At 39.0% G+C, this 12,375-nt stretch carries 8 protein-coding genes; 3 read left to right on the forward strand and 5 right to left on the reverse strand.

Annotated features, from left to right (window positions below):
* Window positions 1-834: a phosphate ABC transporter ATP-binding protein gene (locus CYTFE_RS26300; protein WP_235208108.1), complete on the forward strand. Its 834-nt coding sequence runs from the start codon at window positions 1-3 to the stop codon at window positions 832-834.
* Between the two features lie 32 nt (window positions 835-866).
* The gene (locus tag CYTFE_RS0112095) at window positions 867-2,126 is read left to right on the forward strand and encodes an alginate export family protein (RefSeq protein WP_027472001.1); all 1,260 of its coding nucleotides are present in this window, start codon (window positions 867-869) and stop codon (window positions 2,124-2,126) included.
* A gap of 224 nt (window positions 2,127-2,350) precedes the next feature.
* On the opposite strand, the gene menB is transcribed toward CYTFE_RS0112095, so the two are convergent.
* The 5 genes from menB to CYTFE_RS0112120 all read right to left on the reverse strand — a co-directional run bounded on the left by menB (window position 2,351) and on the right by CYTFE_RS0112120 (window position 10,254).
* On the reverse strand, window positions 2,351-3,172 hold the full coding sequence (menB, locus tag CYTFE_RS0112100; protein ID WP_027472002.1) for a 1,4-dihydroxy-2-naphthoyl-CoA synthase: 822 nt from the start codon (window positions 3,170-3,172) through the stop codon (window positions 2,351-2,353).
* 81 nt (window positions 3,173-3,253) lie between these two features.
* Entirely contained in the window at window positions 3,254-4,951 is a 1,698-nt protein-coding gene (menD, locus tag CYTFE_RS0112105) for a 2-succinyl-5-enolpyruvyl-6-hydroxy-3-cyclohexene-1-carboxylic-acid synthase (RefSeq protein ID WP_027472003.1), read from the reverse strand.
* A 71-nt stretch (window positions 4,952-5,022) separates the two neighbouring features.
* On the reverse strand, window positions 5,023-6,126 hold the full coding sequence (locus CYTFE_RS26305) for a chorismate-binding protein (RefSeq protein WP_052343170.1): 1,104 nt from the start codon (window positions 6,124-6,126) through the stop codon (window positions 5,023-5,025).
* Between the two features lie 28 nt (window positions 6,127-6,154).
* Window positions 6,155-7,204, reverse strand: a complete 1,050-nt coding sequence (locus CYTFE_RS0112115) for a nucleoid-associated protein (protein WP_027472004.1) — start codon at window positions 7,202-7,204, stop codon at window positions 6,155-6,157.
* A 74-nt stretch (window positions 7,205-7,278) separates the two neighbouring features.
* A complete protein-coding gene (locus CYTFE_RS0112120) occupies window positions 7,279-10,254 on the reverse strand; it encodes a TolB family protein (RefSeq protein WP_152541723.1) in 2,976 nt (991 codons plus the stop codon).
* A 337-nt stretch (window positions 10,255-10,591) separates the two neighbouring features.
* Between CYTFE_RS0112120 and CYTFE_RS0112125 the strand changes: the two genes are divergently transcribed.
* On the forward strand, window positions 10,592-12,280 hold the full coding sequence (locus tag CYTFE_RS0112125; RefSeq protein WP_027472006.1) for an alpha-amylase family protein: 1,689 nt from the start codon (window positions 10,592-10,594) through the stop codon (window positions 12,278-12,280).
* Window positions 12,281-12,375: the final 95 nt, after the last annotated feature.

A 12,375-nucleotide genomic window follows, 5' to 3' on the forward strand; every position in this document is an offset into this window, starting at 1 on the left:
ATGACTACTTACACGATTAAAGAAGAAATGATGAATCTAGATCAAAAAACTCTAATCAACAGTGGAAATACTTTCCCCGAAAGTGATTCAATACTTCAAATAAAAAACTTGAATGTATGGGCTGCTGATCACCATATACTAAAAAATATAAATCTAAAAATACCTAAGAATAAAATAACAGTGCTACTTGGACCTTCCGGCTGTGGAAAAACAACACTACTCAAAAGCATGAACAAACTAACAGACATCAATAAAGAACTAAAAGTAATGGGGCATATTTTTATAGAAAAAGATGACATCTTAAATACCAACAAGAATGTTCCTTCTATTCGCCAAAAAATGGGATTATTGGGTCAACGCCCCTACCCGCTGCCCATGTCCATATACAAGAATGTAGCCTACGGAATTAAACTCAAAGGTATCCGGGACAAAAAACTGATAGACTATTACATTGAAAAACACCTAAAAGAAGTGGGCCTATGGGAAGAAGTAAAAGACAGACTTAACTGTTCGCCTACTAGTCTTTCCATTGGACAGCAACAACGTTTATGTCTGGCACGCGGTTTGGCGGTAAAACCGCGAATTATCTTAGCAGATGAACCCACCTCTGCACTTGATCCTATTTCGAGCAAAACAATAGAAGAGCTATTTAGGAAACTAAAAAAGCATTACACCATTGTCCTTGTAACTCATGTATTGCGACAAGCAATACGCCTAGCTGATAATGTGGTATTTATGTCAGATGGTAAAATCATAGAACATGGTCATCCTGAAAAAGTATTTAACATTCCCCAATCCAAACAACTAAAAGAATATATGGTGGATGGAAACTAGCTAAATAAACAAACACAAATACAAACACCTACATGCGACTGTTAAAACTACTATTTTTCGGAGAGATATTTGTTTTGCCCATACTCCTGTCGGCCCAAACAAATAAATTACAATTAAGTGCTGAGTTCCGTTCCCGAATCATTCTGGACCATGGATACCAATCGCCCCAAATGAAAAACCACAGTACCACCTTCTACTCAACGCAACGAACCAGATTTAACACCCTGTTTATTAATACAAAAATTCAGACTTACTTATCCATACAAGATATAAGAATATGGGGTGATGATGACAACTTCAGTAGCAACGGTAGTTACGGAAACACTCAAAGCCTATGTTTACATCAAGGCTGGGTAAAACTTACACTTATGAAATCTTTATCTTTAAAAGTAGGAAGGCAAATTTTTTCCTACGATGACCAACGAATTTTGTCTGCCAGAAATTGGAACAATTATCAGGTCACATACGATGCCGTCCTTGCTGAATATAAAAAGAACCAACACAGAGTACACCTAGCATTTAGTTATAATGCGAATCACAAAAGTGACCAGACCTACCCCGCAAAGCTATTCAAAACTTACAGTTTCATTCACTACAAACATAATGCAGACGCGCTATCGTTATCGGGCATTGCAGTCATAACCGGAAACACGCTGACAGACACAACAGAGCAGGTTTACTATAGAGCAACATATGGCGCAAATATGAAATACAAAAACCCACAAAGAAACATACGCCTATCGGCCTATTACCAACATAAGCTAAACAATCATGCAAACCCTCTCTCGGCCTTTTGTGTTTCGGCATATGCAGCCCATAAAATAACCAGGAAAACAATACTAGGTATAGGCTATGATTTAATTTCAGGTGATAACAGCTCCACATCAACCAATCAGCAGTTCGACCTTTTATACGGTCGCAGACATGGTTGGTATGGATATATGGACTACTTCAGTACAACACCACAGCAAGGACTGCAGGACATATTGGCAAGAGCGACCTATAATACGGACAAAAAAACAAATATCTCACTTCATTATCATTACTTTCTACTGGCAACCCATATGCACAATAATATTCACAAAAAGATAAACAAACGACTTGGTCAAGAGCTTGATTTTCATTTAAAGTATAAAATTCAGGATGCCACTACACTGGAATTTGGCTATTCGTTATTCAGCCCCACAAACACTTTGAAGCAACTCAAAACAATACATGAAGAGAAAATTAAAACGCCCCATTTCTGCTATATAATGTGCACGATCAAGCCCTCCATATGGATTCAGCACTAAGTCTTTTGAAGCCATTTCAACGTGTAATAGATTTTCCGGTGCATTTTTTAGATTGAATAAAGCAATCACAACACCTGTCTATCCAATAAGACAAGCTGATATCAACCCATCGGACATCCCCATTTACAAACACACCACAAAACCACCAACATTTTAATGATAACATTCTCCTCCCCACTTGAAGGAAGAGAATGTATTACTTCTATCGTATATCCATGTTATATTTACGGAAATTTAGGAAACTGTCCAAAATCCGGATCTCTCTTCTCTAAAAAGGCATTTTTACCCTCTTGCGCTTCCTCCATCAGATAATACATCAAAGTAGCATCACCTGCCATCTCCATGATGCCGTGCTGTCCGTCCAGCTCAGCATTTAATCCTCGCTTAATCATCCTCAATGCCAAGGGACTACGCTTCATGATGGTTCTACACCACTGAACAGTAGTTTCTTCTAACATATCAAAGGGCACCACCTTATTTACCATACCCATTTTTTCAGCTTCCTCAGCCGTATATTGTTCACATAAGAACCATATCTCACGTGCTTTCTTTTGTCCTACCTGACGCGCCAAGTAAGACGAACCAAAACCGGCATCAAAACTCCCCACCTTTGGTCCTGTTTGTCCAAAGCGAGCATTCTCAGATGCAATCGTCAGGTCGCACACCACATGTAACACATGCCCGCCTCCAATAGCATAACCATTAACCATGGCGATAACAGGTTTAGGTAGCGAACGAATTTTTTTATGCAGATCCAATACATTTAAACGAGGAACACCTTCCTGATCAATATATCCCCCTATTCCTTTTACTTTTTGATCTCCACCAGAACAGAATGCTTTATCGCCAGTTCCGGTTAATACCACTACATTAATATCCTGACGCTCACGGCATATTTCAAAGGCATCCAACATCTCCATGTTCGTTTCCGGACGAAAGGCGTTGTATACTTCCGGACGGTTTATGGTTACTTTGGCTATCCCTTCAAAAAAATCAAATTTAATGTCGGTATACTCTTTTATGGTTTCCCAACTATATTTGCTCATATTCTATTTATTTTAGATAGTTGATGATAGATTTAGGTGATATATATTTTATTTTCTCTCAGCAGACTACAATACTTCTTATTAAGAATTAGATTGTAGACTCTTAAAATATTTCCTTAATATTTTTCCATTCTTCTCTCCAGAAGTAAAAACCTCTAACAAAGTAGCTTGTTCATTTTCTTCTACAAACTCCTGATATACAACACTCAATTCTTCTTCACTGGCACAAGAAAGATATTTTAAACCATAGGCCCGGGCCAAATATTCGGCCGACTGGTGATGCTTCGCCTCAAAAAACTCCTCCAGCTCTTCTGTTTCTGAAGGTCCCGGTATAAACCTAAATATGCCACCTCCACCATTATTCATCACAACAATTTTGAAATTAGGCTTTAGATATTTATTCCACAAAGCATTGGAATCATAGAAAAAAGACAAATCTCCTGTAATCAACATGGTTGGTTTACGCTGAACAAATGCAGCTCCAACGGCCGTACTGACACAACCATCAATTCCACTAGTTCCTCTATTGGCAAAGGTATTTACTTTGATCTCATCCTGAAAAAGCTGGGCATATCGCACAGGAGTGCTATTGGCCAATTGCAAATCCGTATCCTGGGGTAATTGACAAAATATATGAGACAAGGCTTTAAGATCACTCCACTGCACCTCATCCACATACGTAAGGTGCGCCTTTCTGTTCTTTTCTCGTCTTTGGTGCCACATTTCCTGATACCGGCTTTTCTTATTATCAACCCTATCAGCAATTTGCATAAAAAAGTTCAACGGCATCATTTTAACGGAAAGACTTAAATGCTGAAAAGTATCAATGACATGGTCATTTAAAGCAATGTGCCAATGCGTTTTGGGGGGATTCTCTCTTAGTATATTTTTTATTTGCTTACTCACTATTTGTCCACCAAAAGTAATAAGCATTGATGGCTTAAACAGTGCCGTTTCATATTCATTTATACTAAATATCTGCCGATCAATACACCCAACAAACTTTTCTCCCTTTAAATTAGAAGTAGTTTCGGTAAGCACAACTGTATTTGCATTTTCCGCTAGTCTATTTAATACTTTATTCAACTCCTCATTGGGAGGAAGCACCCCAGTTAATAACATTACCGACTCTGCCTTATTCCACTGCTCTGCCAGACCAATCAACTGATTTTCTGACAGCACTGCATCTGGCATTAAGTTTCGAAAAGCTGCTCTCTTTAAGTTCGTGGCAGATGTACGCCCATACAATGGCTCCCTCAAGGGAATATTAATATGAACAGGCCCCATTACCGGATGATTGGATTTATGAAAAGCCTCTGCAATACACCGCTCTGCATACCACTGATCATCGGGATGATCTGCACTAACTGGCAAATCCACTCCATATTTAATAAAATTAGCAAAAACCGAAGATTGATTGATAGTTTGCCCGTCCGCCTGTCCAACCCATTCGGGTGGTCTATCAGCCGTTAATACCACCAAGGGTAACTCCTGGTAAAAAGCTTCAGCTATTGCAGGTGCATAATTTAACACAGCCGAACCACTTGTACATGCCAAGGCAACCGGACGTCTAAGCTGTTGGGCCATTCCCAGGGCAAAAAAACCAGCACTCCGTTCATCAACAACGGTATAACACTTTATTTCATCCATTGCATGAAAGGAAATAATAAGCGGAGCATTACGTGATCCCGGAGAGATCACCAATTCTTTTAATCCTAGCTTTACACATTGTTGTACTAATATTTGTACTATTGATTTATCTGATATTGTTTTTGTCATCTCTTATCTTAATAATATGGCCTATCACCTTCACTACAAAAGCATGATCCTGGAATATAAAAATTACACATTTACACTTCGTTCACCTTACGGATAACGTTTAACATCGTTTCTGCTTTTAGCTCCGTCTCCTGCCATTCTTTTTTTACTTCTGAACCGGATGTAATTCCTCCTCCCAAATATAAATCTACACCATCCTGCACAAACTTCATACTTCTTATATTAACAAACAACTTGATATCATGAGCCTGTATTCTCCCCACGAAACCGGCATAAAAAGAACGTTCATGTTGTTCAACCTCATGAATCACTTTCATGGATAGAGCTTTGGGCAATCCACATACTGCCGGTGTAGGATGTAAGTCATTAATAAAAGCGCCCATCCTAGTCGTCAACGAATCTGTGGGAAAAGCATATTGCGTTTTTAGATGTGACATCTTTCCGGCCACAATAGTCTCGGGTCCTTTGACCTGGGCATTCTCAATTCCATATTTAGACAAAACACCTGTTACAAAATCGGTAACAATCTGCTGTTCATCCATTTCCTTTTTGTCCCAATTACGATTTACTTGACCATTATCTTTTCTAGTACCGGCAAGGGCAACCGTGGTCCCCTGTCCTTGTTCTGCCTTAAAAAGTATCTCAGGACTCGCTCCGGTCCACAATCCAGTTTGTGGCGTATAAAACATAAAAGTATAGGCTCCCGGGTATGTCTGACTCAAGGTATCATAAAACGCTGAAGCCTTCTCTCTATCCAATGCACTATACCGCTTTATTCTGGATAAAATAGCTTTTGAAATTGCACCCGATTCAATATACTCATACAAACGAGAAAACTGATGGGTATAATCGACATAATCGGCATAAAAAGAATCCACACTATTCGTTTCAGGGCAAGCACTAATCTGCTTTATTTCATCCCAAACGCTCTTATTTACCTTAGAAGAAGTAATTTGAAGATCTATGTTCAAACATATTATTTTTGATTGCTGCAACGAAAATGGAGCAATAACAAAGGTATCGTCATTTGAAAAAACATCATTCAAATCCTTTTCTATCACTTTCTTGGATATCACTAAAACATCCTCACCTGAATGGGGTAAGTTATAAATAGCAAAGGGTATATAATGCGCAATACAATATTTCAGCAGCTCCGATTGATCGTCCTTTTCCACGCTTTGTTTCCTTTCTTATTTATCAATCCTAGCTTTCTATTTCGTAATAGAGGGTATAGTAATTCAGTCCTTTATTTTGGTCATACCCTCGTTCCACATAATCTCTGCGTCCATGAATGTACACATGAAAATTTTTATCCAACTTCAAAATGGATTTAAATGTACTTTTTTGGCCTTTAACGGCACTTTTTGATATATCAAACTCCTCCTTTAAAGGTACACTCGATTCTTGCTGATAACTTTCTTTATAATCTTTAAAAGCCTCTATCACTTCAGGCTGACCAATCACCTCATGTTCAAAATTAGCCTCATTAAAATTATCTTTGCTATTAAAAAACTCCATAGATTTGTTCAGCATATCAATCTGATCGGCACGAGCCACCTCATTATCTTTATTATACACATCATCCACAAAACCTCGGCACATCTCCATATAGTTGCGGGTAAAATAATAATTATCCTCCCGAGGTTGAAGTCCCAGAAAGTCATCTACCCAAAAGCGGGCTTCGTTACCTTTGTTAATATTGTCAATTGAGCAAATCTTATAACCTTGTTCCTGTTCTGTATTAAAGATCAAACATCCTTTATCCAGTTTCTTGATATTAATTCCCTCCTGTGTGCCTAGCTCAAAATTCTGGTCTTTCAGGTAAACCTTCAAAAAGATTTCTTTATTTTCCGATTTAAAGATACCTATGGCATTCACCAACTCTCCATCCACCACTACATTACTAAACATAGCCATGTAAAATTCACCGCCCCGGATTTTGGGGTGATTGGAGTTCTCATACAAATACTCAGCCAAATGGACAGATGAGTCGTAGAACTTTGAAGCATCTTCAAACAACATTTGGCTTGTGGAATAAACCGGGTTATTGCGAATATCTTCGGGATGAAAGAAATTATAATAAGCATCATCCTTAAATGGCTTGAAGAAATAGTTCAGTAATACATCCGAAACAATTTCATCGTCCTGCAGATGCATCAAGTCTTTTGAAAAGCGCATAGGTTCTGCCTCTGCTCTGCAACCCACTTGGTGTACCACCATTTTGTCGATGGTAGCTTGTGAAAAATCAATCATTGCTTATCATTTTTTTTAACAGCCTACAAATATAATAATTCGGGATGAACCCCACGTTTCTATGTCAAGAGATTTTATTTTCCTATTGAAAATCCGGAAATATTAATCCCCATCAACAATTCATGCTTATGTTGCTTTTGTTCAATAAGACGGGCGTAGCGGTATCCAAGTGTTAGCGGAAACAGAAACCTAAAAGCATGTATTTCTCCCCTTAGTTCAAATCCGCTGGAACTATAATTACGCTTGGCTTTTATTATCTCTCCCGAAGTATATTTAAATTCCTGATATGTACGGGAATAGTCATAAAACAAGTTAGCGGTCACCCTTTTGAGGTAAAATACGCCCGGTAAATTCAAATCAGGATTGCAAAGCGGAAAAATATAATCCCCCTTCAGTGAATACATACGATCATTGGGTCGGGTATCATATCCACGGGGAGTAGTAAAATAATTCCCCAGGGTCTGATGCCCTATTAATCCATCATTCTCATATTCATCCCCCATTGTTTTATACTGGTAAGCATGGTCAATCCTAACGGAATGATGCTTCATAAAGCCTGGTACATACGATCTGGAATACAAGCCAAGAATGCTACCGGCATCTATATTACCCCAGGGAGTACTTTGATACATTATCTCTACTATCTGTCCCCATCTACTTGCCACATCTCGTTCCGACTGGCGTAACAGACGGTGAAAATACAGTGAATACTCCAAGGTCTGATAGTTCAACTCTGAAACCGTCCTTATATTCGTTTCCTTCTCTACCAGCCTACCTCTGTTATTTTGTGTATAAGTTGTCAATGCCACATCATAACCTTCACGCTGCACCATACCATATTCTATCTGAGGTTGTAAATAGGTATAATACTTGCCACGTGTTAAGTTAAGGGGCAAAGAAACATCCAGGTTAAGCTCTGTCTGAACTATTTTTTCATTGGCACTGTATGAAAAAGTATCGGTACTACTGACATAAAGAAGGTCCGAATCATACCTGATTCTATCATCACCATGCTTCAGCTCCAGATCAAAAACAGGATACCATCCTTGATACCTAAAATTAAAATAATATTTTTCCAGGCTTTTTTGCGAGTCGGCGCGATAGCCCATTACAGTGCTAGCGGTACCTAATAAATTCTGAGATAAAGCCGAAGCACCCATGCCTAACTCTCCTTCTTTGACATTTACGAACCCCGGCGCCCAGCTATGTATGTGAAAAATATTCCATTTGGAATATTTCTTTACCGCATAGTCAGAAATCGTATCCACCGCAGAAAAATCAGGATAAGCTATTTCCTGATTTGCTATTTCGCGGTATAATTTTACGGAATAGTCTTCGACCTCATCTAATGTCTTATTTGAATCTTCGTTTACTATGGCTCGCACCAACTGATATCCACTGGCTGTGTAATGAGAATAAACCAAGATATTCCCATCCACAATAGCTCCATTGGCTCCATATTCTGATTGTGTACGCTGTGTTATCTCATGGTCTCTCACACCATAAATTTCCTCTGTTCCTCCATAGCCTGCGGTAAATAATATTTCTTGATCCAATCCCCACTTAGGTAAGGATATATCCACCATTGTAGGTTCAGTCATCCTTAACCACTTCTCTTGCTCCATATCCAATAGAGCTATCTCCTTTCCCTTATCCGACAAGGCCACACAAACAATTTTAGTGCCCTCCTTATTCCAGGATGGAGTAAACAGATAATTATTATGGCCGTACTGGTAGCTTTTCTGTATCTTCCCAGTGTTTCTATCCAAAACCACCAATCTGTAATTATTCTGATGATCAACACTAACAGCAGCAATTTCCTGTCCATCCGGACTTAATGTAGGAGAAAACAAACGCGATTTATGGGTGATTTTGCTCAACTTTCCACTGGGCAAATGGTAACACTTAATAACTGAGAACATCCGGTTTTCCCAACGAGTATCCGGTTCCAGTTCTGCCCAACACAGTGTTTGACTGGCATATGAAAAAGGCTCATCATTACGACTGCCCGGCACAAACAATTTTGTCACTTCTCCATCGTTACTAACACGCACAAAACTACTAAGCACCCCGGGACCTGAAAGAGCAGCTACATAACTACCCTCATCCATCCGTACTGGATATTTGTAATTTAAATAATCCATAGACACGGGTGTAATCGCCTCAAACAGGGTTTTGTTCGTCTGCTCATTCTGCCGCTCCCACTTTTGTTGTAAATCCAGAAAGGTATTTTTGTATAAATCCACCTTATTCAATCCACTCACCTTCTTCTGTCCTTGATTAAAAGGAGTAATAGATAATGGATTTCGAGCTGTATTGTACATCGCTTTCTCCCAAATATCACTTCCATATTTACCCCGTGCTCCTGCCACCAGCTGGTATCCCATCTCATAGTGGTTAGGCACATAATCCTTGTAAGAACCAAACATAGCCTTCTCATATGAAAAAAGCCCTTTATCCATCACCTGCGCCCTTATTCCCTGCTCAAACCATGGCGAGCGTCCTCTTCCCGACTGTGACAAGGCAGTTTCTGTTGCAACAGCATCCCCCTCCAAAAACCACATAGGCACATACAAGCCCAACACGGCCCCCACGGCCTGCTCTCCTAGTATATACGACAGCATTTTTGTAAAACCATTGTTCAGCTTATCCAGCTGCACCACATGTCTAAACTCATGCAATGTCAATTGCTGAAGCCAATCCTGGGCATACATATGCTGGTTGGGATTATTATACAGCTCCATTCGCTTAGGTGCCCAACTTACAAATCCATTGGAATAGGCCGTTTCACTATGCACCAGTACATCTATCTTTCTAGGTTTATGTTTTAATGAGTTCGTTCCGTATTTATATACTTCTTCTAATAACTTAGCCACATACTGCCCTCTTACACTATACTCTCGGGGAAACACCACATTAAAGTTATCCGTTTCAATTCGACACCACCGAATACCCGAAGGATCTGCACCTGAAGAATAATATTGCGACCTCAATAAAAAGGGAAGTAAACATAGGACTATGAGAAAAAACAACTTTTTACAAATATACATCTTGTCAATTTTAAGCTTCTCGGTTTTGCGCTTACAACGCAATATATCCATTATACAAATAACAAAAAAACATTAATTCCAAATCCGGGTTAAACATAGTTACTCCAGTCAACCAACGCCAAATTTAGTGTGTTCAATCAAAAATAAAACACAACAATGCATTAAAAAATGTATTTTTACTAACGGATTATGAATCTTTAAATAATACATCCATCAGGATTAAATAAACCAACCTTATGAAACGATCATGTAAAGTTTTAATTATTCAATTTTTCACGCTGGAGAATTATTAAAATTTTCTTGAAAGTTTCATGCTGCCAATAAAACTTATAAACGCATGAATAAGATAGTCATATACCAAGCACTCACTCGAATTTTTGGAAACACAAACCGCACCTGTAAAGAAAATGGAAGCATTGAAGATAATGGCTGTGGCAAGATGAATGATTTTACATCCAAGGCATTACAAGAGATCAAAAAGCTTGGAACCACACATATTTGGTATACTGGTATCATTGAACATGCCATCACCACCAACTATAGCCAATATAACATAGCCCTAGACTACCATGAGGTAGTAAAAGGAAAAGCGGGATCGCCTTACGCCATCAAAGATTACTACGATGTAAATCCGGATCTAGCAGTTGATGTTAATAACCGCATACTGGAATTTGAAGAGTTGGTAAACAGAAGCCATCAGGAAATGCTAAAAGTGATTATTGACTTTGTACCTAATCACCTGGCCCGGAACTATGTGTCTGACGCTCAACCAACAGACAGCAAATCTTTTGGTGAAGGTGACAATATAAACGTTCACTTTGATAGCAACAATAACTTCTATTATCTACCCGGAGAGCAATTTAACGGCCCAGTGACTGCCCGAAGCGGTCAATACTTTGTAGAAAAGCCAGCCAAAGTAACTGGTAATGACTGCATATCTGCCAAACCTGGAATCAACGATTGGTACGAAACGGTAAAACTCAACTATGGAATCGACATTTTTAATCATGGCGAAAAACACTTTGATCCCATACCAGATACCTGGCACAAAATGCTGGATATACTATTGTATTGGTCTGCAAAAAAAATAGATGGCTTTCGATGCGATATGGCAGAGATGGTTCCTGTGGAATTCTGGAACTGGGTCATTCCCAAGGTCAAAGATAAATATCCTCATATAGTTTTCATCGCAGAGGTATACAATCCAGAATTATACCGCCAATACATTACTTATGGTGGCTTTGACTATTTATATGACAAAGTGGGTATGTACGACACACTCAAGGCAATTATTCAAGGACAGCAACGCCCCTCAGCTATCACCAAAACATGGGACGTGCTCAACGGCATACATCAACACATGCTGTTCTTTTTAGAAAACCATGACGAACAACGTATTGCCTCCCCATTCTTTGCCGGAGATGCAAAAAAAGCAATTCCAGCCATGGTCGTCTCCGGAGCTATTTACTCCAACCCACTTATGCTTTATTTTGGACAAGAATTGGGTGTGGATGGTATGGATAATGAGGGATATAGTGGTCAGGACGGAAGAACATCCATATTTGATTACTGGGGGATTCAAGTATTCCAAGATTGGGTGAACGATGGTAATTTTGATGGCGCCCTACTTACGCAAGAGACACTTGAGCTAAGAAACTGGTACCAGAACTTTTTAAATATCATTTTAAAACACGATGTCATCAGACAAGGTGAGTTTTACGATTTAATGTGGTCCAATGAAGATAACAATGCTTTTGACAGCTCTAAACTTTATGCCTTTTTAAGGTATTACAACAAGAAAATACTACTAATTATCGTCAATTTTTCTGACAGCAAATTTGAAGGCAGAGTTAAAATCCCTGCCCATGCTTTTTTTACTATGGGCGTAGAGAGTCAAAAGTTTTTTCGGGGCTTCGATATACTAAGCAAAAAAAACAAAATAAGCTTCCCTCAGGAAGTTGCCATCACCAACGGTGCTGGTTTTAAAATACAAGCCTATTCCGGCAGAATATACGAACTGGAATAAAAACAAGTAAGGTATTTCTTTATCTTTTCGAGATGTAGTTCCTGACCACATGCTTGCTTTTGTTCTTCGAGATTACGCGATACATAATCTCTCTT

Origin of the sequence: Saccharicrinis fermentans DSM 9555 = JCM 21142 (assembly GCF_000517085.1) — a bacterium.
Taxonomy (GTDB): Bacteria; Bacteroidota; Bacteroidia; order Bacteroidales; family Marinilabiliaceae; genus Saccharicrinis; species Saccharicrinis fermentans.

Bases quoted from the DNA above. Each gene is read 5' to 3' on its own strand.
- menD (WP_027472003.1), bottom strand. From the start codon at position 4,951: ATGACAAAAACAATATCAGATAAATCAATAGTACAAATATTAGTACAA.
- CYTFE_RS0112120 (WP_152541723.1), bottom strand. From the start codon at position 10,254: ATGTATATTTGTAAAAAGTTGTTTTTTCTCATAGTCCTATGTTTACTT.
- CYTFE_RS0112115 (WP_027472004.1), bottom strand. From the start codon at position 7,204: ATGATTGATTTTTCACAAGCTACCATCGACAAAATGGTGGTACACCAA.
- CYTFE_RS0112125 (WP_027472006.1), top strand. From the start codon at position 10,592: ATGAATAAGATAGTCATATACCAAGCACTCACTCGAATTTTTGGAAAC.
- CYTFE_RS0112095 (WP_027472001.1), top strand. From the start codon at position 867: ATGCGACTGTTAAAACTACTATTTTTCGGAGAGATATTTGTTTTGCCC.
- menB (WP_027472002.1), bottom strand. From the start codon at position 3,172: ATGAGCAAATATAGTTGGGAAACCATAAAAGAGTATACCGACATTAAA.
- CYTFE_RS26300 (WP_235208108.1), top strand. From the start codon at position 1: ATGACTACTTACACGATTAAAGAAGAAATGATGAATCTAGATCAAAAA.